General features: G+C 40.0%; 24 protein-coding genes. 9 read left to right on the top strand and 15 right to left on the bottom strand.

The window, feature by feature from the left end; genetic code table 11:
- Positions 1 to 5 precede the first annotated feature (5 nt).
- Together GSQ74_RS08240 and GSQ74_RS08235 are read left to right on the top strand one after the other, a co-directional pair.
- Complete coding sequence (locus GSQ74_RS08240) at positions 6 to 575, top strand: RNA polymerase sigma factor (protein WP_158992076.1); 570 nt, start codon at positions 6 to 8, stop codon at positions 573 to 575.
- Positions 568 to 1872 carry an energy transducer TonB gene (locus tag GSQ74_RS08235; RefSeq protein WP_158992074.1) on the top strand — a complete coding sequence of 435 codons (1305 nt, stop codon included), beginning with the start codon at positions 568 to 570 and terminating at the stop codon, positions 1870 to 1872. The genes GSQ74_RS08240 and GSQ74_RS08235 overlap by 8 nt, the downstream gene beginning before the upstream one ends.
- Positions 1873 to 1884: 12 nt before the next feature.
- On the opposite strand, the gene GSQ74_RS08230 is transcribed toward GSQ74_RS08235, so the two are convergent.
- From GSQ74_RS08230 to GSQ74_RS08205, 6 genes are all read right to left on the bottom strand, one after another.
- Positions 1885 to 2283, bottom strand: a complete 399-nt coding sequence (locus GSQ74_RS08230; RefSeq protein WP_158992072.1) for a hypothetical protein — start codon at positions 2281 to 2283, stop codon at positions 1885 to 1887.
- Between the two features lie 85 nt (positions 2284 to 2368).
- The gene (locus GSQ74_RS08225; RefSeq protein WP_158992070.1) at positions 2369 to 3091 is read right to left on the bottom strand and encodes a DUF4197 domain-containing protein; all 723 of its coding nucleotides are present in this window, start codon (positions 3089 to 3091) and stop codon (positions 2369 to 2371) included.
- A 43-nt stretch (positions 3092 to 3134) separates the two neighbouring features.
- On the bottom strand, positions 3135 to 4145 hold the full coding sequence (locus GSQ74_RS08220) for an inorganic phosphate transporter (RefSeq protein ID WP_158992068.1): 1011 nt from the start codon (positions 4143 to 4145) through the stop codon (positions 3135 to 3137).
- 16 nt (positions 4146 to 4161) lie between these two features.
- Complete coding sequence (locus GSQ74_RS08215; RefSeq protein ID WP_158992066.1) at positions 4162 to 4812, bottom strand: DUF47 domain-containing protein; 651 nt, start codon at positions 4810 to 4812, stop codon at positions 4162 to 4164.
- 50 nt (positions 4813 to 4862) lie between these two features.
- On the bottom strand, positions 4863 to 5927 hold the full coding sequence (locus GSQ74_RS08210; protein WP_158992064.1) for a cell wall metabolism sensor histidine kinase WalK: 1065 nt from the start codon (positions 5925 to 5927) through the stop codon (positions 4863 to 4865).
- A gap of 202 nt (positions 5928 to 6129) precedes the next feature.
- Positions 6130 to 6666: a YceI family protein gene (locus tag GSQ74_RS08205; RefSeq protein WP_158992062.1), complete on the bottom strand. Its 537-nt coding sequence runs from the start codon at positions 6664 to 6666 to the stop codon at positions 6130 to 6132.
- Between the two features lie 93 nt (positions 6667 to 6759).
- Between GSQ74_RS08205 and GSQ74_RS08200 the strand changes: the two genes are divergently transcribed.
- Together GSQ74_RS08200 and GSQ74_RS08195 are read left to right on the top strand one after the other, a co-directional pair.
- Positions 6760 to 7416, top strand: coding sequence for a GDSL-type esterase/lipase family protein (locus GSQ74_RS08200; RefSeq protein ID WP_158992060.1), 657 nt, complete (start codon positions 6760 to 6762; stop codon positions 7414 to 7416).
- A gap of 184 nt (positions 7417 to 7600) precedes the next feature.
- The gene (locus GSQ74_RS08195; protein ID WP_158992058.1) at positions 7601 to 8140 is read left to right on the top strand and encodes a GNAT family N-acetyltransferase; all 540 of its coding nucleotides are present in this window, start codon (positions 7601 to 7603) and stop codon (positions 8138 to 8140) included.
- 59 nt (positions 8141 to 8199) lie between these two features.
- Here GSQ74_RS08195 and GSQ74_RS08190 read toward each other — a convergent pair whose 3' ends face one another.
- A complete protein-coding gene (locus GSQ74_RS08190) occupies positions 8200 to 8625 on the bottom strand; it encodes a nuclear transport factor 2 family protein (protein ID WP_158992056.1) in 426 nt (141 codons plus the stop codon).
- Positions 8626 to 8745: 120 nt separating this feature from the next.
- Here GSQ74_RS08190 and GSQ74_RS08185 point away from each other — a divergent pair, with 120 nt between their 5' ends.
- The 3 genes from GSQ74_RS08185 (at position 8746) to GSQ74_RS08175 (ending at position 12546) form a co-directional block, all read left to right on the top strand.
- The gene (locus GSQ74_RS08185) at positions 8746 to 9297 is read left to right on the top strand and encodes a YdeI/OmpD-associated family protein (protein ID WP_254060832.1); all 552 of its coding nucleotides are present in this window, start codon (positions 8746 to 8748) and stop codon (positions 9295 to 9297) included.
- 141 nt (positions 9298 to 9438) lie between these two features.
- Positions 9439 to 12153, top strand: coding sequence for a DNA gyrase/topoisomerase IV subunit A (locus GSQ74_RS08180; protein WP_158992054.1), 2715 nt, complete (start codon positions 9439 to 9441; stop codon positions 12151 to 12153).
- Positions 12154 to 12165: 12 nt separating this feature from the next.
- Complete coding sequence (locus tag GSQ74_RS08175) at positions 12166 to 12546, top strand: DUF2784 domain-containing protein (RefSeq protein ID WP_158992052.1); 381 nt, start codon at positions 12166 to 12168, stop codon at positions 12544 to 12546.
- Between the two features lie 179 nt (positions 12547 to 12725).
- Here GSQ74_RS08175 and GSQ74_RS08170 read toward each other — a convergent pair whose 3' ends face one another.
- From GSQ74_RS08170 to GSQ74_RS08140, 8 genes are all read right to left on the bottom strand, one after another.
- Positions 12726 to 13487 carry a class I SAM-dependent methyltransferase gene (locus GSQ74_RS08170; RefSeq protein WP_158992050.1) on the bottom strand — a complete coding sequence of 254 codons (762 nt, stop codon included), beginning with the start codon at positions 13485 to 13487 and terminating at the stop codon, positions 12726 to 12728.
- Positions 13488 to 13490: 3 nt separating this feature from the next.
- A complete protein-coding gene (locus GSQ74_RS08165; RefSeq protein ID WP_158992048.1) occupies positions 13491 to 14357 on the bottom strand; it encodes an aldose 1-epimerase family protein in 867 nt (288 codons plus the stop codon).
- A gap of 41 nt (positions 14358 to 14398) precedes the next feature.
- Positions 14399 to 16834, bottom strand: a complete 2436-nt coding sequence (locus GSQ74_RS08160) for a bifunctional YncE family protein/alkaline phosphatase family protein (protein WP_158992046.1) — start codon at positions 16832 to 16834, stop codon at positions 14399 to 14401.
- Positions 16835 to 16935: 101 nt separating this feature from the next.
- Positions 16936 to 17730 (bottom strand): 5'-nucleotidase, lipoprotein e(P4) family, encoded by a 795-nt coding sequence (locus GSQ74_RS08155; RefSeq protein WP_158992044.1) that lies wholly within the window; start codon positions 17728 to 17730, stop codon positions 16936 to 16938.
- A gap of 19 nt (positions 17731 to 17749) precedes the next feature.
- Positions 17750 to 18328 carry a peptide-methionine (S)-S-oxide reductase MsrA gene (gene msrA / locus GSQ74_RS08150; protein ID WP_254060831.1) on the bottom strand — a complete coding sequence of 193 codons (579 nt, stop codon included), beginning with the start codon at positions 18326 to 18328 and terminating at the stop codon, positions 17750 to 17752.
- 125 nt (positions 18329 to 18453) lie between these two features.
- Positions 18454 to 18747, bottom strand: a complete 294-nt coding sequence (locus GSQ74_RS22740; RefSeq protein ID WP_371724291.1) for a hypothetical protein — start codon at positions 18745 to 18747, stop codon at positions 18454 to 18456.
- Between the two features lie 107 nt (positions 18748 to 18854).
- Positions 18855 to 20618 (bottom strand): TonB-dependent receptor, encoded by a 1764-nt coding sequence (locus tag GSQ74_RS08145; protein WP_254060830.1) that lies wholly within the window; start codon positions 20616 to 20618, stop codon positions 18855 to 18857.
- Between the two features lie 94 nt (positions 20619 to 20712).
- The gene (locus GSQ74_RS08140) at positions 20713 to 21009 is read right to left on the bottom strand and encodes a hypothetical protein (protein WP_158992042.1); all 297 of its coding nucleotides are present in this window, start codon (positions 21007 to 21009) and stop codon (positions 20713 to 20715) included.
- Between the two features lie 205 nt (positions 21010 to 21214).
- Between GSQ74_RS08140 and GSQ74_RS08135 the strand changes: the two genes are divergently transcribed.
- Positions 21215 to 21607: a DoxX family protein gene (locus tag GSQ74_RS08135; RefSeq protein ID WP_158992041.1), complete on the top strand. Its 393-nt coding sequence runs from the start codon at positions 21215 to 21217 to the stop codon at positions 21605 to 21607.
- A gap of 129 nt (positions 21608 to 21736) precedes the next feature.
- Positions 21737 to 24145, top strand: a complete 2409-nt coding sequence (gene galB / locus GSQ74_RS08130; RefSeq protein ID WP_158992039.1) for a beta-galactosidase GalB — start codon at positions 21737 to 21739, stop codon at positions 24143 to 24145.
- Positions 24146 to 24151: the final 6 nt, after the last annotated feature.

The following is a 24151-nucleotide window of genomic DNA, read 5'->3' as shown; positions in this document are numbered from 1 at the left end:
GATACATGAACTTCTTTAACCGCACAATTAAACCCGATGAAGCAGATGACGGAGATTTGCTGAACAGCTATCGCCTGAACGGCGATATTGCTGTGCTGGGTAAATTGTATGAGAAATATGTATCACTTATTTACGGGGTTTGCTTAAAGTATTTAAAGGACGAAGAATTGGCAAAAGACGCCGTGATGGGGATATTTGAAGAACTGGTAACCAAAGCTAAACAGCATGACATCAAACAATTCAGGCCCTGGGTATATGTATTATCAAGAAATTATTGCCTGATGCAGTTGCGGAATGATAAAAAAATGCAGGTAGTAGGCTTGGATGATGTTATGGAAAGTGAGCATGTTTTGCATCCTGACAATAAATACAACGAGGAATATTTGAAGGTTTTAGAGAAGTGCATGGATAAATTACCGGCAAAACAAAAGGAAAGTGTACAAATGTTCTATCTGGAGGAAAAATGTTATAAAGAGATTGCAGATAATACCGGGTACGCTTTGAACGATGTTAAAAGTTATATACAAAATGGCAAACGAAACCTTAAAATTTGCATAGAAAAGCAGGGTGAGTAAAAAAAACGACATATCGCAACTGATACACAAGTACCTTAAAGGTGAGCTTGATGCCCATGCTATGCACCAGCTGGAAAAGGAAGCGCAGAATGATCCTTTCCTGATGGAAGCATTGGAGGGCTATGAGCAATCGGGTGCTGACCAGCAGCAAAACCTGACGGATGTATACACGCGCTTGTATGACCGTACCCATAAAGCGGAGCGGCGCATAATCCCTTGGAGGATAATAGCTATCGCGGCATCTATACTTATCGTGTTAACTATTGGCGGCTTATTGTTAAGGCATCAACCACATGAAATAACTAAGACATTTGTAAAAATATCGAAACCAAAACAGGCACCGCCTTTAACCAAACCATCAGGCATTGATACGCCAGAAGCAATTATAACAGCAACGCCTATCATCACTAAACAAATAGCAAAAAATAAACCTCATACTATTAGCAGAAGCACTCGCAACGCAGCCCCTAACATTAATGCAGATAATGCTATGTATGCGCCCGCATTGGCAGAGGCTAAAGTTATGGAAACCAAAAAAGATACTACAAGCTTAGGCGAGGTTACCGTTATTGGCTACGGCACTCAGAAAAAATCATCAATTACCGCGAGTGTACAAACTATTTCACCGGATTACTTAAAATTAAAAGGCAACACATCGCCAGTCAATAATGAACTTTCGGGTAGAGTTGCAGGGATAACTGTGACTAAAGATATAAACAACTCAATTAGCGGTATAGTAACAGCAAAAGAAGATGGCCAGCCTATGCCGGGTGTAACGGTAAAAATTAAGGGTACTTCGTTAGGCACTCAAACTGATGCCAACGGGCATTTTACCATACACTCTGTACCAGGTAATTCAGTGCTCATCTTTGCAATGGTGGGTTATTTGCCCAAAGAAGTACCTATTGTGAACAAGAACTTATTAGCTGTAAACCTACAAGCATCAAGCAATAGTTTAGCCGAAGTAGTAGTAACTAATGCTTATGGAATTAAACGGAATAATGGCGATGATGAGCAGCAAGTATATGAAGGCGCACATCCGACTAATGGCTGGAGTGATTTTAAAAAGTATTTAAAAGATAATGCAAAATCGCCTGATGGAAAAGCGGGCGTGGTTAAAGTTTCATTTACAGTAGATGAGTATGGCGCTTTAAGTGATTTTAAGATCAAGAAAAGCCTGGGTGATGAAACCGATAACGCCGCTATTCAATTAATACAAAATGGCCCGCATTGGTTAACTAACACCGACCACAAACCCGAAGTAGTAAAAGTGAAAATAAGGTTTACTACAAGGTAAATCCTATAGCAATTATTTTTTAGCGGGCTTTTTCTCAATGTTGATTAAAGTATTCAGGTACAAAGCATAAGCTGATGAACTCAAATAAATCTCTTTGCTCATTAAATATTCTGAGGAAGTTGAAGTGAAAGTCCTGCCCCCACCTGATACATCTGCTATAACAGAAGCAATTTTCCATCCATAGGTGCTCATTAATAAAAGAACGTGATTTGTTTTTTTAATCCCATACTGTGTTCTGGGGTCAACCAATAGTTTGGCACTTGTACTATCAGGTAAAAGCTTTTTCAGATCGCCGTAATCTACCTTCCCATTTGAGGAAATAGTACAATAAACAGTGACCTTTTTATATGACTGGGCAAATACAAGGAATGTACTTATAGATAGCAACAGGGTAAACAGCACTTTTTTCATATCTTTTTTATTTAAAAATACTGTTTATATGATACTAATGCACACTGGCAAAGTAAGTTATTTGTTACTGAACAAAACCAGTGAATTAAAACGCTTTTCTACCCTGATCTGCAAAAGAAAATACTTTACGCATCAACGGGGTTGAACGTGCATTCAAGTTTCTGCGGATATTTAGCTCCTCTTTCGCTATCTCAATAAAAATACCGTTAATAGCTTGTTGGGTAGCATAATCGGTTAAATCAGGATTAATGTGCGATACGAAGGGTAATTTATTATATGTTTTCGCTACATCGCCATAATACTTTGTTGCACCCACTTTATTTAAGCTGGCTTGTATAATGGGCCTAAATTGCATAGCAAGCTGCACGCTGGTTGTACGGCGGAAATATTGGGTAGCAGCATCAGGCGGGCCTAATAGTATGCTGGCGGCATCATCAACACTCATATGCCTTATGGCATCAATAAATATTGGTTCAGCCTGAGCAACGGCATCTTCGGCAGCGCGGTTTAGTGATAATATTACCTGATCGCATTGCTTGCCAAGGCCTAAGCCGCGCAAAGTATGTTCAGCCTTTTGCGCCTGTGGCGGGAAAAGTATTTTAACTGCCGGATTGCCAAAAAAACCATTAAGGGCCGATAATTGACTGGTGCTTTTACTGGTTCCCTGCAACAGGGCATCCTTAATACCGGCAGACATATCAAATATTGACGGCTGTTGTTGTGCACAGGCCTGGGCGCTATGCGTAATAATTTGTAAACCAGTTATTGCAAAAAATGCAAAAGGTATTGATAGTAAGAATTTCTTCATCAGGGGTAAATTTAAATGATTAGGAGGTTGATACTAATTGCGTTTATGCAACAAACCTAAGCAGCATAAAAACTATTCCTGCAATTAACGCAGAAATCGGAATAGTTATTATCCATGCCCAAATTAGATTGATGGTTACACCCCAGCGTACAGCAGATACACGTTTAGTTAAGCCTACACCAATAATTGAACCTGTAATAGTATGCGTGGTTGATACCGGGATACCAAAGTGCTCGGTAAGTAATAATGTTACTGCGCCGGCAGTTTCGGCACTTACGCCTTCAAGCGGGGTAATTTTGGTGATTTTGGAACCCATAGTTTTTACGATCTTCCAACCACCAGACATGGTTCCTAATGCGATGGCTGAGTAACAAGCCAACGGAATCCAATCGGGCATTGCGGCACCGGGTACTATTATTTTTGAGGCGATAAGCGTTACATATAAAATACCCATCACTTTTTGCGCATCGTTGGTACCATGCGCAAAGCTTAATGCAGCTGATGATACCAACTGAAGCCTTTTAAACCATCTTTCAGCTGTTGATGGTCGCGATCGTTTACAGATATGCAGGATGATTATTGTTACAATATAGGCTATCACTAAACCAATTACCGGGGCCAATACTATGTAGGCGATTGTTGTAAGAATTAGTTTTATATTAATGGCGGTTAAGCCGTTAACACCCATATAAAAAGCATTGGTGATACCCGCACCCGCAAAACCACCAATTAAGGTATGCGATGAACTTGAGGGGATACCAAACCACCAGGTAGTTAAATTCCATGTAATGGCGGCAACTAAACCTGCCAGGATAACATGCATAGTTATAAAATGCTCGTTAACTATTTTTGATATCGTATTGGCTACTTTGTGATCCTTAACAATAAAGTATGCCAGAAAGTTAAATGCAGCAGCCCAAACTACAGCCTGGAAAGGTGTTAACACTTTGGTTGACACGATGGTGGCAATAGAGTTTGCAGCATCGTGAAAGCCGTTGGTGTAATCAAATATTAACGCCAGTGCAACTACAACAACAAGTAAGGTGGTTACCATCTAATAGAATAGTGCTTTAAGCGTTTTTAACTAATATTGATTCCATTACGTTAGCGGCATCTTCGCACATATCGGTGGCGTTTTCAAGGGCGGCTAATATTTCTTTGTATTTAATAAGCTTGATCGCATCGGTTTCATATAAAAACAAATCGGCAACCGCGCGGTCAAATACATAATCGGCCTGGTTTTCAATACTGTTTATCCTGATACATGAATCGGCAATGGCACGTATATTACGCAGATCCTTCAACTCGCGTACGGCCTTTTCCAGATCAACACTACCCTGTAATATCAGGTCGGATAGTTTGCGGATATGCTCGTTATATTCGTCGATACGGTAAAGGCTCATGCGGTTTGCCGCACCTTGTATATTATCAGCAACATCATCAATCGCGGTTGCAAGCGCATGTATGTCTTCGCGGTCAAATGGGGTAATAAAATTCTTTCCTAACTCCAGGTAAATCTGGTGGGTAAGCTCGTCACCTTTGTTTTCCAGCTTATCAATTTGCTTAAATAACTCCTCGCGGGTTACAGGGTTTGCAGAGTTTACTGCTTCAACAAGTATAGTAGCTATAGCTACAACATTGCTGGCTGCCTGCTCAAATAAAGGGAAAAATATCTTCTTCTCTTTGGGTACAAAGTACTGGAATATGCTGTTTAATGACATACTTTTTGATGGAATTTTAACAAATGTACGCTAACTATGTTAAGTTAATGTTAACTTTTTAAAACAGGAATGTTAGGGAATTGTAAAGCCGGTTTATTCTTCTGCAAAGTGAAGCCAAAAGTAGAGCCCAGGCCTTCGGTACTGCGCACATTAATGGTTTGCTGATGGGCCTCCACAATATGCTTTACGATAGCCAGCCCCAATCCAGAGCCGCCTATCTGCCTTGAACGACTGGTATCTGTTCTGAAAAAGCGTTCAAACAGGCGTGGCAGATATTTTTCTTCGATACCTATGCCATCGTCAGTTACTTCAACCAAAACCTGGTCGTGCAATTCAAATAAACTTATCGAGGTGCTTCCACCTTCTTTACCATATTTTAAGGAATTATCAATGAGGTTCACCAATACTTGCACCATCTTTTCCCTGTCAGCATAAACAGGTATCGGCTCGTCATATTTTTGTTTGAATACTAATTTAATATGGTGCTGTGAAGCCTTCATCTCCATCGATTCAAAAACCTCTTTAATCAAATCATTTATTTTAAACTTGGTGTAATTGATAGCCATTTCACCGGTTTCCAGTTTTGAAATCTCATCCAGGTCTTTGATCAGGTAGCTTAAACGATCAACATTGCGAGCGGCTTTGGTTAAAAAGTCTTTGGCCATATCCAGGTCATCAAACTCATCATCCTGTATAGCTTCAATATATCCCTGTATAGCGAATAGCGGTGTTTTAAATTCGTGAGAGATATTGGACAAAAAATCCCGGCGGAATTTCTCCTGCGTACGTAGTTCATCAATCTCTATTTTCTTTTGTTTGGCCCACTCTTTTACCTCGTTCTCTACATCATTTATTGGGTCGGCGCTTACGTGCTCACCTAAGGCATCACGCAGGTCGCGACCTAATTTAAGGTTGTGGATTAGTTTATAAATGAGCTTTATTTTGGAGTAGATATATTTTTCTATCAACCAATAAAAAATCAAGAAACTGGTAATTATGGTAACCCCAAAGGTTATTGCCACATCGTACCAATTATGCCTGAAATAATAGTTTAGTGCGGATAAGGTAACGGCAACCGCTGCCGCGTTTATTAAAACAAGTACGCGCAATTTCATGCGCTAATTTACAATTTGTAAATGATTAGCTTACAGCGCAGAGGTTATATTTATGTTAATAGGTTTTAATAATTGTCATTCTGAGCGCTAGCGAAGAATCTGTAAAGTAGTTTACATCAGTACAGATTCTTCGTACCTCAGAATGACAATTGGTTAGCTATGCAAATTCGCGATTGCTTCGTTCCTCGCAATGACATGATTTTTATTTACTGGCTTCCACATCAATATTTACCGTAACATCGTTTGACATTACCATGCTACTACCCCCTATCCCGAAATCGGAACGCTTTAGTTTTAAGATGCCATTAAAATCGGCTGTACTTCCGCTTTCGGTATAGGTAAACGGTACATCCAATAGTTGGGTTTTATTTTTTATGGTGACATTAAATTGCCCCAAATAATTATTGCCGCCTTTGTGTTTAATAGCAACAGATTTCATGCTGATTTTGGGATATGTGGCAACATCAAAATAGTCGGCACTTTTGAGGTGCTCATCTTTCATGTCGTTACCTGTGTTCAGGCTTTTCGTATCGGCAGATGCTTCAATACTGCTCGAGCCTAAGTTAGCGGCATCAAACAGGATATTAGCATGCACATCATTTATATTGCCACCGGTATTAAAGCCCATGTTTTTTATCTGGAAGGTGACGGTTGCTTTAGTTAATGTATATTTTACCTGTGCTATGGCACAATTCATTGCTAACAACAAAAACAATAAGGGCAGATATTTTTTATTCATAGGCTATATAACGCAGATTTCGCGCGTTATGATTTAAGTATAAGTATTTTTAATTTCGTGGATATAACAACCAATTTATAACATCTAACTGTAATGAAAGTAAAACTAATATTATTTTTTCTGCTGCTTGCATTTACCCGTTCATTCGCGCAACAAGATTTTCCTTTTGCAAATGAAATCCGTGCCTTTAAACACCAGGATAGCCTAAGTTTCCCAAAGCCGGATGGCATTTTGTTTATCGGTAGTTCATCAATCCGCAAATGGACTGACCTGGAACAGCGTTTTTCCAATGAGCCTATCATCCGCCGTGGTGTTGGTGGTTGCGAACTGTGGCAGATTGTAGATTACTATACGCCCTATATTTTATTCCCCTATCATCCCCGCAAAATATTTATTTATGCAGGCGAAAATGATATAGCGGCAGGCAAATCGGCAACATTTATTGCTGATGAGTTTACCAAACTGTATTTGATGATAAGAGAGAAATTACCGATGGCCGAGATCTATTTTATGTCGATAAAACCAAGCCCGAGCAGGGTTAGGTATTTTACCGAAGTTTATAAAGCCAACGCCCTTGTAAAAGCATATTTGAGCAATAAACCTAAAGCCCATTATATTGATTTGGTAGATGCTATTGATAAACCGGGCACAACTGCTCCGGATTCGAGTCTTTTTCAGGGCGACTATTTGCATTTAAACAGCAAGGGTTATGATAAATGGCAGAAGGTGCTGCAACCGTATGTAAATTAAACAAAAAAGCCCCCATCCTGGATGGGGGCAACTCATAAACTACTAAACGTAATTCAATCAATCATAATTGGACACGTTTATGATCTTCTGGCATTGCTATATTAATGCATGCCTGCACCTATAAGACACAGGAAAAGCAACGCAGGTTGCACAAAAACAAATATTTTTTTTTATACTTAACTAAATGTTTACTACCCGCTTAGCAGTTACCGACGATATACCTGTATTGCAAAAATTAATTGCCTTATCGGTAAGGGGCCTTAGTAATGGATATTACACCGCCAACCAAATAGAAAGCTCGATAAAATACATTTTCGGGGTTGATACACAGCTATTGATTGACGGTACTTATTATGTAATTGAAGAAGACAGTAAAATTATAGCCTGCGGCGGATGGAGTAAAAGAAAAACCCTTTACGGTGGCGATCAACATAAAAGCATAGCCGACCCGTTGCTTGACCCAAATACCGACGCCGCCCGTATACGTGCATTTTTTGTTGACCCCGCATGGGCCCGACAAGGTATTGGTAAAATGCTGATACAGCATTGTGAAACAGAAGCAATGAATAATGGCTTTGCAGCTATGGAACTGGGCGCCACCTTACCTGGCGAGCCGTTATACAAAGCAATGGGCTATAAAAGTATTTCGAACATTATTGTTGACATGCCCGATGGTGAAAAATTGGAAGTGGTTAAAATGCGGAAAGAATTAAATTCAAAATAAAAAGGGCCTTCGGTTACCCAACCGAAAGCCCCAGTAAACAATAAACAAAACCTAAATTCTTAACTAAAAGTACTATCTACATTAGCTATTCCCCAACCTGAAGATTTGGTTAAAGTAATTTCGTCAACGCGGGTATAACCATCGTATTTAAATTCAACCTTAACACGGGCAGCATTCCCATCATCAGTCAATATGGTAGTAGTTGTAGTTACATCCGGATTAGCTACAGTATTATTCTTTAAATAATCAAGCAATTGTGCTTTATTAAGCGTGTTAACATTTTCTCCACGCTTTAAGTTAAATTGCATATCGCTGTTCAATATCTTGGTTAAATCAGTTGTAGTTCCAGTTTTTATCGCATTGATATACATATTTACAACATCGCTTTGTGTAGGTCCATTTTTCGCTGATTTTACAGCAGCATTAGCAGCTACGCTGGTAAAAAGTAAAGCTATACCGGCAAGCATTAATTTTAGTGTTTTCATAATTTTTGTGAGTTAGATTATTTCTTAAATTTATAACCATATGACGCTAACACTTATCGAAGTGTTACAACAAATCGATATTAAAATTCAGATTTAACAGACATTTAACACAAGGACCGATTGATTAATAAATTTGAACCAAACACAAGCAGTACCATTAACATGGTTGAGTTTAATACCATTATTTTGCAATTTGCGGAACAGGGCGAAAAAACCGGATGGAGCTATATTGAGGTTTCAGCAGATTTAGCCTGCCAATTATTGCCCAACAATAAAAAATCGTTCAGGGTAAAGGGTATGCTGGATGGCTTTGCTTTCGCTGGCCTGGCTTTAATACCAATGGGTGAAGGCAATTTTATTTTGCCGCTAAAAGCGGATATAAGGAGAGCTATACACAAAAATGCAGGCGCTGTGCTACAAGTTAAACTTGAATACGATAAAGACTTTAAGATAGATATTCCCGATGATTTGCAGGAGTGTTTTGATTTTGAACCGGAGGCTGCCGACTTTTTTCACAGCCTGCCAAAATCGCATCGTAATTATTTTATCAAATGGATAACTGATGCCAAAACCAGCGAAACCCGGGCAAAAAGAATTGTAAATACGGTTAATGCCATGCTGCGCAAATGGACTTATAACGTGATGATAAAAGAGATGAGGAAGGATGTTTGATGATTTGATGTGCGAATATGCGGGTGTGCAAATTTGCAGATGTTGGAATCTGACTATTTGTTAAAAAAATCTGCACATCTGAAATCCGCACATCTGCACATTATACTTATCTTTACCCATCCATATTTTTTATAGCTAATAATGAGCGAAGATTTAAACCCGAACGATATACCTGCTAATAGCGAAGAAAAATTACATACCATTACCTCCCTTGACGGATTGTACGAAAACTGGTTTTTGGATTACGCATCGTATGTAATTCTTGACCGGGCCGTACCTCACATAAATGATGGATTAAAGCCCGTACAACGCCGTATACTCCACTCGCTTAAAGAAATGGATGACGGGCGCTTTAACAAGGCTGCCAACGTTATTGGTAACACCATGAAATATCACCCGCATGGGGATGCTTCTATTGGTGATGCGATGGTGCAGATAGGCCAAAAAAACCTGATGATAGATTGCCAGGGTAACTGGGGCGACCCGGTAACTGGCGACTCGGCAGCTGCGCCAAGGTATATCGAGGCGCGTTTATCTAAATTCGCGCTTGAGGTTGCGTTTAATCCTGAAACAACTACCTGGCAAGCCAGTTATGACGGGCGTAATCGTGAACCGATAACTTTACCAATAAAGTTCCCGCTGTTACTAGCGCAGGGAGCTGAAGGTATTGCCGTAGGTTTGGCTACCAAAATATTGCCACACAATTTTAATGAGTTGCTGGATGCATCCATCGAGGTGCTTAGAGGGAACAAGCCAAATTTATTACCCGATTTCCCTACGGGTGGTATGGCTGATGCCTCCAATTATAATGACGGGCAACGTGGTGGCCGTGTGCGTGTGCGCGCTAAGATCATTGAAAAAGATAAAAAGACACTTGCTATTACTGAGATACCTTTTACAACTACTACAGGTGGTTTAATTGACAGTATTATATCTGCCAATGATAAGGGCAAGATCAAGATAAAAAAGATAGAGGATAATACCGCTAAGGATGTAGAGATTGTGATTCATTTAGCGCCGGGCATTTCGCCGGATGTTACTATTGACGCGCTTTATGCTTTTACCGATTGCGAGGTATCCATATCGCCAAACACCTGCGTAATACAGGATGACAAGCCACGCTTTATGAGCGTGAACGATATGCTTAGCGAAAGCACGCATTTTACCCGCGAACTGCTAAAACTGGAATTGCAGATAAAGCTGAAGGACTTGATGGAAAAGATATTTTTTAGCTCGTTGCTGAAAATATTTATTTCCGAAGGCATGTACAAGCACCCGGATTATGAAAGCTCGGCTAATTTTGAGCAGGTGTTGGAGGTATTAAACAAGTTGTTTGAGCCATTCTTCCCGCTGTTTTACAGGGAGATTTTGCCTGAGGATTATAAGAAGCTGATCGATAAACCGATGAGCAGCATCACCCGTTTCGACTTAAAGAAAACGGATGAGCAGATCAAAAACCTCGAAAGTGAAATAAAAACGGTTAAGCATCACCTTAAACATCTTACCGAATACACCATAGATTGGTTCACCCGCCTGAAAGAAAAATATGGCAAAGAACGAGGCCGTAAAACAGAGTTACGAACTTTTGATAAAGTTGAGGCGGCACAAGTTGCACTGGCAAATGTTAAGTTATATGTAAATCGTGAAGATGGTTTCATTGGCTTAGGTTTAAAGAAAGATGAGTTTGTATGCGATTGCTCGGATATTGACGAAATCATTGTTTTTCGTGGCGATGGGCAATGTGTGATAACCAAGGTACAGGAAAAAGTATTTGTTGGTAAAGACATTATTCACATAGCGGTATTTAAGAAGAATGATGAGCGTACCATTTATAACATGATCTATAAAGATGGTGCAAGCGGCGTAAGTTACATCAAACGGTTCGCGGTTACTGGCGTTACCCGTGATAAGGAATATGACCTGACCAAGGGTTCTAAAGGATCAAAAGTATTGTACTTCAGCGCTAATCCTAATGGTGAGGCAGAGATCATCAACATACAGTTAAAACCACACTCCAAGCTTAAAAAACTACAGTTTGATGAGGATTTTGCTGCCATAGCTATTAAAGGTCGTGGCTCGATGGGGAATATCGTAACCAAATATCCGGTTAAAAAAATCTTATTGAAAAGCAAAGGTGTATCTACCCTATCTGGCCGTAAGATATGGTATGATGATATATTGAAACGCTTAAATATTGATGGGCGTGGTAAATATTTAGGTGAGTTTGATGGTGATGACCGCATACTATCGGTATTAAGTACAGGGATATATGAGCTAACGGGCTTCGACCTGAACAATCACTTTTTTGATACCATGATCCTGATTGAAAAGTATGATCCGGAAAAGGTATTTACAGTGGTTCATTTTGATGGCAAATCAAAAAACTACCTGGTTAAACGTTTCGCATTTGAGAATACGCCGCAGGGTAAGGAAACAAGTATTATAAGCGATGAAAATGGCTCAAAATTGGTATTTATATCCGGAGCTGCACGACCTGTTGCCAAGCTCGATCAACTTAAAGGAAAAGCACAAACCCCGGAAACTATTGAGATAAACCTGGCCGACCTTATTGATGTTAAAGGCATGAAAGCGATGGGTAACCGGGTAAGTCAGCACACCATACAATCAATTGAACTGATAGCCGTAGAAGAACCACAAGAGGCAGATGCAGAGCCGGAAGAAATTGCCGAAATGGAAGAAACGCCATCGCCGGAAATAGAGGAAGCGTCCGAAGCTCCATCACCGGAAGATGATACTGACAAACCAATTGATCCACCTGCTAAGAAAATAGAGTTTGAGATCACCAACCCTGATGATATTGATATAGATGACAAAGGGCAGATAGGCTTATTTTAATGCAGAAAGCCAATGATAGGATTAAGAATACTCGACCTGTTATTGACTTTACTCCATTTTGTAATTATTGGGTTCAACCTGCTCGGTTGGATCTGGAAACGTACCCGCAAACTGCATTTAATTGTAGTTTGCGTAACAGCGGCTTGCTGGTTTATTTTAGGTATTTGGTTTGGCATTGGCTACTGCCCCATCACCGATTGGGATTGGCAGATCAAAGAAAAATTAGGCGAGCATAACCTGCCGGATTCCTTTATTAAGTATTATGCGGATATAATCGTGGGCCGTTCGGTTAACGCATCACTTATAGATACATTAACGGCAGCAGGCTTTTTTATAGCGGCTTTGCTGGCTGTGTATTTTAATTTTATTCAGAAGAGAGTGGCAAGAAATTAATGCGATTTGTCATGCTGAGGAACGAAGCATCTATCCGCTGATCTGCAAATGATGAGTCTATCGATAGATTCTTCACTGCGTTCAGAATGACAAAGATCAAAAAGCGCTGTCATGCGTAGTCGAAGCATGTGGGCAGGCCTTTACGCACATGCTTCGACTACGCATGACAGCCAATATTATTAAACTTCGCCTAAATAAATCTCGGTTTGGTAATGGAACCTGATTTTACCGTTTTCATTGTATTTGGCAAATAACTCTCGAAGTAATTTTAAAAACACTTCACCTTTATCGGTCTCTTGTGGTGGTACGTAGGATGATGAAAATGCACGGCCTATCAGTCCTTCTTCGTCAAAAACCTGTACGTTGGGAAATTTTTTACCCCCATATTTACCATCTTTAAAAAACACCTTAAAATCCAGGTCTTTAATATTTTGATGATTTACTTTGTTGTAATCAACCGAATCATTCTTTAATAACGCATCGTATTCAATAGAAAACTGGTCGGTATTAGTGGCACGATTATTCCATATGAGCGCGGCTTTGTGGCCGGGTTTTAGTATCCGGTTAAATTCTACCCTTGTATTATCATTACTAAACCAGTGGAAGGCTTGTGCGCAGGTTATCAAATCAATGCTATGATCGGATAATGTAGTCGCCCCGGCTGTACCAGCAACAGGGTTGAAATTTTGGTTACCTGATAATTGTTCAATTGCGGCATCAAGCATGGGTTGATTAGGTTCAACAGCGAAAACTTTATAACCTTTATCAAGCAGCAACTTAGTGAATATACCTGTGCCCGCACCAACATCAGCAATAACTGAACTTGTTGTTAAATTGCATTCAGCTTTCAGATAATCCAATACCTCCGGCGGGTAGGTTGGGCGGTATTTAACGTAGTTATCAACGCGATCTGAGAATCTTTTGGTTGGATCGGCTTCCATGTATTATATGCTTATAAAAAACGCGGCCTCGAAAACGTGACCAACACTTAATTTTTGTATATTTTCTTTTTTACTGATGTTTTTTGGCTCGCCTTCAGTATCGGCACAACCTAACCACGGTTCAATGCAAACAAATGGCGCACCCGGTTTGGCCCATAAACCTAAGTAGTTAAAATGCGGGAACTCTACAGACAGGGTTTCGCTATGATTCTTACTTTTGATTGTTACCTCGCGCGATTGCAGGTTTTTAAATACCAGCGCATCATTATTAAACAAATCTTTGGTGAGCCACAATTTCTTACCATCTAAAGGCACGTTGGCAGTAGTCCCGTCAAAATACCCTTCAGACGATAGCAGGTGAGCGGTTAACTTTTCTTCTGTCTCAAACTCCAGATAATAGTCTTCGTATTTTTCATCTTTATGGAAAGGCACATTGAAAGCAGGGTGCCCTCCAACCGAAAAATAAATTGTTTTTTTATCCAGGTTGATGACTTTGTAGGTAACACGCAGCGCATTATCTATCAGCATATACATCACCTCGAAATCGAATTTGTAGGGATATATATCCTTAAATTTTTCGGCGCCGGGCAATGAAAACACGGCCTGTACATCATCGCTTTTCAGTAACACAAACTCCGACTGCCTTGCAAAACCATGGCGGCCCATTGGATGGGGTTGGTTATCAATTAATAATTGGTTATTGATCAAGCCACCTACAATAGGGAATAAGTTTGGTGCATGCCAAGGCCAAATGCTGGCATCAGCCTGCCATAATTGTTCAACACCGGTTGTTTTGTTGTAGATAGAAGTGAGTTGTGCCCCCTGATTATCAATAGTAACTTTTAGTTGGTCGTTTTCTAAAACTGTCATAGTGGGTTGATGGTTTAAACGAAGGTATCAGTTTTAACAAATCAATCATCATCCTGTTTCTTTTTTTGTTCCAAAATCACAAATGCACTACGCTTTGGTGCAGGTAGAATCGCGTTTTCGCCCTTTACCGATTTCCATATTACTTCGTTCAACTGCAGGTCGGGAACTTTATCCTCTTCGGCGAAATTAAATTTATCAGACTTTTTACTGCTTTCATTTACGGCAACGTTGCGTTGTTCTAAATCCACCTGCGCGGGTTTTACCACATAGGGTGCCATATTGGGTGTATCAGAAAAGCAGTCATATAACGGCAATGCCGCGGCATCGTATTGGCTCATTGGCGGCAAATTTAATATTAGCTCAATAGTGCGTAACACACCGGATGTAGAGTACATGTGATGGATAACAGCATCGTGCTTAACATAGGGACCGGCAACTAGTACCGGCGAACGGTGCGCATCGATATGATCCGGGCCATTTTGAGCATCATCTTCCAATATAAAAACTACCGACTCTTTCCAGATGGAACTTTTTGAAAGATGGGCGATCAGCATACCTATTCCCTGGTCATTATCCGCAACAGCCGCTATTGGCGATATGGCGCCATGGCGTTGCCCGCTGGTATGATCGTTTCCCATCCGTATCGAATTAAACTGTGGCACTGCATGTATACTCAGCAACGAATCAAAATCATGCTCCCATATTTTTTCTCTTTCGACATCCTTAATATTCAAATCAAAGCCAGGTGATTGCGGACAAAGATGCCCTTCAATTGATTTTAAAGTAGCTTTTCCGTTTGCAGCAAATTCGCCGTAGGTGCGGTAACTTACACCCGCCCGCTGGCAATAATCCCAAATATATCCATCGCGGGGGCGGGATGCTTTACGTGTACCTTCAAAATCATAATTACCGCCGCGGCCGCCATAGCTTGTGGGCCATGTTTTTTCGGTAAAATCGGTAGAATAGGCCGCTGTACTCCAATCGTGGCCATCGGCACTAACTTCGGCATCTACATAAAAATTATCCAACAGCGCAAATTGATCGGCTACGGCATGTTCATTAGGTGTAACTTTTTGTCCGAAGATACAAAGCGATGTATCGCCATTCCCTTTAGTCATATCACCCAACACCTGGTCGTAAGTACGGTTCTCCTTAATAATATAAAAAACATACTTTATAGGCGATTTGCCGTTGCGGATGCGTGGTATTGGGTTACCGGTTTCGCCTGGTGCCTGCTTTGCCCGCTCATTGTTGAATGGCGTATTGGCATAAACCTGCTTGGTGTAAGTAATTAACTGGGCGGAAGTTGGTTTATCAATAATAGAGAGCGTGCCTTTAAACAAGCCACCAATATATTGCTCATGTGAGTTTATCGCTCCTTTTTGATAGCCACTATTATCCGTTTTCCGCAGCGGCTGTGGGCCAAGCGGATTAGCCATAGAAGTAAAGCCTTTTCCATTAGCTACCAATATTTTATTACCCAAAACTTTAATGTTGGTTGGATACCAGCCTACCGGGATAAAACCCATGCTTTTACTATTGCCCGGCTTACTAACATCAAATACAGCCAAACAATTGTTATCGGCATTGGCAATGTATAAGTTTTTTTCATCGGCAGATAATGCGAGCCCGTTGGTTGTTGATCCGGTTAAACGGGTTGGGTAAAGTGCAGTAGCTACGGTTTCAACTATTTTTTTGGTTGTTGTGTTGATAATGGAAACCGAATTATCATTCGCGTTAGCAACAAATAACCATGTGCCTTTTTTATTGAGCAATAATTCGTTGGGGTGGCTGCCACAGTTAATGGTGTTTAGTTCCTTTGTTTCGGTGTGATATACTGCTACCTGCTCACCACCCCACAAAGAAATATAAACCGTTTTTTCATCCGGTGATAATATGCAGCTATAAGCCTCGGCAGTTAATTTGATTTTTGAGAGGATTTGGTGAGATTGTGGATTGATTACGTATAAAGCGCTATCCTCCTTGGTAACAGTATATAAGATGGTATTGCTTTTATTAACCGCGATGCCGGTTGTACATATTTTGTCCTTTGGCCATGGTTTGCCTAATTTAATGGTATCGGCTGCTCCTATTTTATTGTTTTTGATGCTAAATGCCAAAACCACATTGTCGTTACCACCGGAAACATATAGCGTCTTCTCATCGTGACTAAAAGCCAAACCGTACCATGATTTGCCTAATATCTTTTCATCCAATAACTTTTCATTTATTGGGTCGATGAGTTGTACCGACTGTGTGCTTTGCCCGTTATTGGTTACGGCAAGTAATTTGCCGGATGCCGACAATTGCATATTTAGCGGCAGATCGCCTAATTGCAGATGGCGGCCAGCCGGACTCAGCTTCCAGCCGTTGGGTAATAAAACCTGTTGGGTTTGTTCAATTTTGCCCGGTAACTGGGCATGTGCAGCGATAACCGTCAGTAATAAAAACAGACTGAAAATATATTTTAGTTTCATGGGGCAGATCAATTAAACCAATCAAAAATAAGCAATGTTAAGCAGCTAAAGCCGTTGTTAACAGAAACTTAATATGAGTTTAATCAATCAGGTAAAACCTCTTACTTTTCCAGTTTTAACTGCGCTTTAATGATAGCGTCTTTTTGCGCATCGGTCAGTTTATAATTAAAGTTGAAGAGGGAGCTTTCCCAGTCGCCATATTCCGGATTTGGCAACACAATATACCTGCTGCCAAACTCTTGCATTAGTGTTTGGGTTGATGCGGTTCTGTTCTCTTCCGATGGTTTGTTATCATACAAGGCATCAAAATCGGCCAGGTTATCACCACAAAGCAGCACAACATTATGTGTTTTTAATACATCCAGGCGGCGGCTTTCTTTACTCGATCCTGTTTTGCGCATAATCAGGTGGGTATCATCAGCATAAGGCAAACCATATAATTGCAGATTTTTTAGTGTGCCCGCACGTTCGTCCTCATCGCGGTTGGTGATGTAAAACACCTCTACATTTTTCGCTGCCGCGTATTTAAAAAATGCCGGGGCACCGGGCACCGTATCGGCTATGGCTTTGGCTGTCCACACCTTCCAGCTTTTGCTATCGTAGCCTAAATTATTCAGGGCCATTTTGGCATCGTAGGGGCTGTTATCCAACAGGGTTTCGTCAATATCGGTAATTACAGTGTAGGGTTTTGTGGATGGTTGTTGCGTCGCGGCATCCAACCGTAACTTAGCTATATTATATGCCTGGAAGCACAGAGCTTTATATTCCGCTGCTTGTTGCTGGTAGATGGATGCCCAAACTTTGCCGTTGTTAACAAGGCTGGTATTAGTTACTTTTTTTGAGCAGGCGGCAATCAATACTATGCCTATAAACAAACAGCTATAAATTTTCTTCATGGTGAGCAATAAGCCGGGATTATTGCAATAATTCCGGCTTTATTTTTTGGGTGAATTCCTTTGCAAACTTATTTAATTTAGGCTGTATCACAAAAGAACAGTACGGCTGCGAAGGATTATCATTAAAATAATTCTGATGATAATCTTCGGCTATATAAAATTTGCTGGCAGGGGTTATTTCGGTAACTATCGGGTCATCAAAAACACTTTCGGCGGTCAGCTTTTTAATCATTTCTTCTGCCTGTTGTTTCTGCTCCTCGGTATAATAAAATATAGCCGAGCGATATTGCGTGCCCACATCATTCCCCTGGCGGTTAAGCGTGGTTGGATTATGCGTACGGAAAAATATCAGCAACAATTCGTTAAAAGTGATTTGATCGCCGTCATACTCTACTTCGGTTACTTCGGCATGGCCGGTATCTCCCCTGCAAATTTGCTTATAGGTAGGATGATCGGTTTGGCCACCCATATACCCTGAAGTAACTTTTTTTACACCCCTAACTGTTTGAAATATAGCTTCGGTACACCAAAAGCATCCATTGCCAAATGTTATTTTCTGAAGATTTGAAGACATGGCGCTATTTTTAACTCCTTCCATTTCTTAACCATATTTAATATACATGGTTAAATACTTATTCTTTACCAAATTTACTCATTTTATAAAGATCATTTAACGTGATAATGTTTTACGTAGGTCATAAATTAGGCAATTGCTGCCACTGTTTATTTTACCTTAATTCTTAATCCGGCATTAACCACAATACCGTCCAGTGGGGCGTATATATCATTAAAAACAGGGTTAGTTATAGTACCAATGTAAATGCTTCCCCACTTTGTTTGCCTTTGATCTGTCAAATTTTCAGCATTTATGAATATATCAAAATGTGCCCACATCTTTTGGACCAGTAAACCGAAAGTCCAAAATCCTCTGCCTGTCGTTCCGTCGCTCATTAATTGTTGGCTATTGTAAAAACCTTCAACACCAGCTCTAAAGCTATTCTCAACTTCATAAGTCACATCCGCGCTTATCCTATTCTTTGGGGTGAGGGGCTGCGTTGTGGTGACGTTATTAAAATGCTGTTTAGTATCAGTGTAGGTATAACCTAAGTAAATGCCAAGGTTGTCTACAAAAACTTAAGGTTTGTCTCAGCACCTGAAGTGGTTAGATTACCGGGAGCATTGGCATAAATGTTATTTTCCAGCAAAAGCGGCTGATTAACTTTGGTGACAAAAAACAATTGATTTACATTAATAACCCCATCGCCAATAGTATTGCGATAATTAATATCGCCGTTAAGCCCATACGATTGTTCTGCTTTTAGATTGGAAACATTTACGGGCTCAATCCCCTTATAACCCTGCTCCTCGGTTTGATCGTTAAATATGGTTGGCATTTTATAGCCTAATCCACCTCCTATTCTGCTGGTTAAATGTTCATCTATTTTAAATAATCCATTTACCCTGGGCAATACAAAAACACCATTAGTTTTATTGATAGGTGCGGGAGTATTGTAATCTAATCTCAAACCTGTCTCCAACGAAAACCATCTGGTTGCCTTGTATGTATTTTGAACAAATACCCCGATCGTATTGATATTATAACTCAAATAGCTCATTGATCCGGGTACATTCAAATTATCGGTTTGTAAATCGCTACCTACTACCCAATTGAATATTTTATTATGGTACACATAATTTACTTCGCTGTAGGAAGATGTTTGCTTTCCGTTAAAACTGTAACCTGGCTCTGTTAAGCTGCGATTAAAATAACCCACCGTATTTTTAAAATTGATTTGACTTGCGGTATCAATTTTATGGGTGAATGACAGCTGTGTAGAAAATCGGTAGGTTTTATTTTGTTCAAAATATTGGTGCAGATCATCGGGGTGGCCATCAACAACTTGTATATCGCCACCCAACCGGTTTTCGTAGGTTCCATTTAATCCAACCCAACCTGAATCTTTATCACCCAGATAAAAAAACACTTTGGGGTTTAAAGTAAACCTATCTGTTTTAGGGATGGCAGTAAATGTTGTGCCACCGGGAGCATATGCCCCATTGTAATTGTAAGAACCAAATATAGTAGTGCCTATATTTGCCCATTTTTGCGAATAAAAAACATCAGCATCTGCGCCCTTGGCTGAGTTACCGTCTACTAGAAAAGTTAATTCGGGCTTATCCAATGGTGTTTTACTTATCAAATTGATCAATCCGGCTATGGCTCCGCCTCCATACAAGGTAGATGCAGATCCTTTAATAAACTCTACCTGTTTTAAATCCAAAGGTGATACTTGCAACAAGCTTAACTCACCTGAAAAGCCCTGATAAAGCGGCATTCCGTCTTGCAGCAGTTGTGTATATCTGCTATCGAGCCCTTCTATTCTAAAGTTGGCATCATTACTAACAGCAGAAGTTTGCTGTACCTGTATACCTGTTGTCTCGCCCAGCAGCATTTTAATATCACCGGGACGCATAGTGCCTTTCTCGTCCATTTCCTCCTGAGGTAGCGCTTCAACACGTGTGGGTATATCACTTAGGTTTTGATTGGTCCGGGTGGTTTGTATAGCAACTTCTGCCAGTTCACCAGCCAGTGGCTCAAGGTCAATTTCCAATGGGTCACTATTTTTCAACGGAAAATTTATTGTTTTATCTTGTGAGATGTACCCAACAAAGCTAAACGTGATCTCTATTTTTCCATCGGGAATATTGTTGATAATAATCGCTCCGGAAGTATCAGCAGTAGCACCTTTGTTTAAAGCGGTAATTATTGCTGTTGCACCAGGTAGGTTTTTTTTGGTGTCATCGTCCCTTATTATCGCTTTAAATATATTTTGGGCGTATACAGCATTGCAAGCCAGTATTGCCAATATGGTTAATATTTTTTTCATGAATTGTTTAGTCTTTAGGCCGTTAACAGCCCCATAAGCGGATGACAGCATACCCTTTAGAGGATGCTAATAATTAATTAAAGCAGAAATAAGACTAAACTAAAGGAGGTCGAAATAATTCAGGATGATACCCGGTTGTTTCAATAGGATTTTTAAATTGGCTGTGAGTGATTTTGAAATCCTTTATAAGGATACAAACCGTTTCGGCACGACTGTAAACCAAATTAAAGCCTATAGGTGCATGTTGAAACTGTACCGATGTTGATGAGTTTTCGGATTTATCGTTTTTGTTATGGCCCAATAAAGCTCTACCGGCAAACAGATAATCTCCAACAAAATCAACAATTCCAACTTCTTCAGGATTTGCCAGTTTTGTGTAAGATTGATACATTTTAGGCAGGTCATTCGCCAAAGAAAAATCGCCTAATGGTAGGATGGAGCTGCCTATTAAGAATACGCAGATTAAGTAACACAGTGTAATGTTCCTAAATACCATTACAACAAAGGTAGCAGCTTTTACTAAAGCTACGCATAATTTGAATATGTCAATATTATTACTAAATTCAAATGTTTAAACATTCATTAAAACCATAATCATGAAAATTGCAGTATTAATTACCCGATCATTATTGGGTCTTGTTTATTTAGTATTTGGCCTTGAGTTTTTCCTACATTTTTTACACATGTCACCCCCTCCAATGTCAAAAGCAGCAGCTGGTTTTGAAGGTGGACTATTTGGTGCAGGCTATTTTTTCCCGCTATTAAAAGTGGTTGAAATTGTAAGCGGCATATTTTTATTAATCAACAAATACACTGCATTGTTTTTGTTAGTCATTTTCCCGATAACACTTAATATCTTTTTATTCCATGCGTTTTTGGAACCGGCAGGCTTGACTATGGCAGCGCCGATGATATTAATCAACCTATTTTTGGGTTATGCTTACCGCAAGTATTATACAAGCATATTTACTGCTTCGCCAACAGTTTAAGCTAACCTTTATTTAATATTATGAAATGCCACGGTAACGTTACCGTGGCATTTTTATTTATTTATTTGTGATTAAGATATATTAATTACATTTACTGTCGTTTATACATTAATTCCAATTAAACCAATTATGCCAGCTATTCAATTTATAAAAAGAGCAGCGATGCTAGCTATAGCATTATTATTATTTACATCAACCGTTTTTGCACAAGGCAGAACTATTGCTGATTTTGATAAAGGATGGCATTTCCATTTAGGGGATGTGAATGGCGCTGAGCTAACCACCTTTAACGATGCTAACTGGCGTAATCTTAATTTACCGCATGATTGGAGTATTGAAGGTAAATTTAGTAAAGACAACCCCGCAACACCCGAAGGCGGTGCCTTACCGGGCGGCATAGGCTGGTACCGTAAAACATTTATTGAGCCTGTATCGGCCCAAAGCAAAAGGATTTATGTTGACTTTGATGGTGTTTACCAAAAAAGTACTGTTTGGATAAACGGGCACAAATTAGGTTTCAGGCCGAATGGTTATATCTCGTTCAGGTATGAATTGACGCCTTATTTAAATTTTGGTGGCAAAAACACCATTGTTGTTAAGGTTGATAATTCAGTACAGCCGAATTCAAGGTGGTATTCGGGTTCAGGTATTTATAGGAATGTTTGGTTGGTGACTACTAACAAAACAGCAATAAGCCATTGGGGTACTTATGTAACTACCCCGCAGGTGAGTGATCATTCAGCTCAAATCAATATAAAAACAAGCTTAGTAAAAGCAACACAGGGCAAAGTTGATTTAGAAACAAGCATAGTCGACGAATCAGGCAAAACCGTTAAAAGCATTACATCCGAAGTAAAAGATGCAGGTGATATTGCAGCTGTTATCAATCAAAACATTGAGGTAACAAATCCGATTCTTTGGTCGGTTGATCGCCCTTACCTTTATAAGGTTGTAAGCAAAGTTTTATCAAATGGGAGTGTTTTAGATACTTATACCACCTCATTAGGTATCCGCTATTTTAATTTTGATGCAGATAAAGGTTTCTTATTAAATGGTAAACAAGTAAAAATATTAGGCGTTTGCGATCACCACGATTTGGGCAGCTTAGGCTCAGCATTAAATACCCGCGCATTAGAGCGTCAATTACAAATATTAAAAGCGATGGGATGTAATGGTATCCGCACATCGCATAACCCACCTGCCCCTGAACTTTTGGATCTATGCGATAAAATGGGCTTTATTGTGATGGACGAAGCATTTGATTGCTGGGAATGGGAGAAGGTTAAATATGATTATCACCTGTATTTTAAAGAGTGGCATAAACGAGACCTGGAAGATCAAATCCTTCGCGACCGTAACCACCCAAGTGTTTTTATATGGAGCATTGGCAACGAAATTCCGCAGCAACACGATACCAGTGCATTACGCATAGCGCCTGAACTGGCTGCAATTGTTCATAGCTTGGACCTTACGAGGCCAATTACAACAGCTAATGACCGTCCGGACACATCCAACAAAATCATTAAATCGGGTGCTATCGATCTGATTGGTTATAACTATCATCAGTTTGATTACGCGACTTTTCATGATAGGTATCCGGGCAAAAAATTCATTGCTACGGAAACTACTTCGGGCTTAGAAACCCGCGGGTATTATGATATGCCATCTGACAGCATAAGAATTTGGCCAACTAATTTAGGCTTTGTGGGTAACCCGGACCATACCGTATCTGCTTATGATAATGTTAGACCGCCATGGGGTTCAACACATGAAGCTACCTGGAAAGTAATGAAGAAATATAATTTTCTTTCCGGCTTCTACATCTGGACCGGCTTTGATTATTTAGGCGAGCCTACACCGTATAGCTGGCCATCGCGCAGCTCGTATTTCGGTATTGTTGATCTGGCTGGTTTCCCTAAAGATATTTACTACATGTATCAAAGTGAATGGACCAATAAAACAGTGCTGCACATTTTTCCGCATTGGAACTGGCAGCCGGGTAAAGTGGTTGACGTTTGGGCATTTTATAACCATGCTGACGAAGTGGAATTATACCTAAACGGAAAATCCCTGGGCATCAAAAAGAAAACCGGTGATGACCTGCATGTAATGTGGCGTGTAAAGTATGTACCGGGTACATTAAAAGCGGTATCGCGTAAGGATGGTAAGGTTGTTTTAACACAAGAGATCCACACTGCGGGCGCACCTGCTAAAATTGAGCTGATTGCCGATAGAAAAGTGATTAATGCCGATGGCAAAGATTTGTCGTTCATCACGGTTAAGATATTGGACAAGGACGGCAATGTAGTTCCAGATGCTGATAATTTGGTAAACTTTAAACTAAATAACAATGCCTTTATAGCCGGTGTTGACAATGGCGACCCGGTTAATCATGATTCTTTTAAAGTGAACTATCGCAAGGCGTTCCATGGTTTGGCATTAGCAATTGTTCAGAGTAAAGAAACACCGGGTGTTATTAATTTCACAGCTACATCACAAGGATTGCAAAGTGCTACTTTAACTATAAAGGCAAAATAGGTTTGA

The sequence above is a fragment of the Mucilaginibacter sp. L196 genome, assembly GCF_009765905.1.
Lineage (GTDB): Bacteria > Bacteroidota > Bacteroidia > Sphingobacteriales > Sphingobacteriaceae > Mucilaginibacter.
Note: the sequence above shows the minus strand (reverse complement) of the source record. Positions and strands in the feature narration are given on the sequence as shown.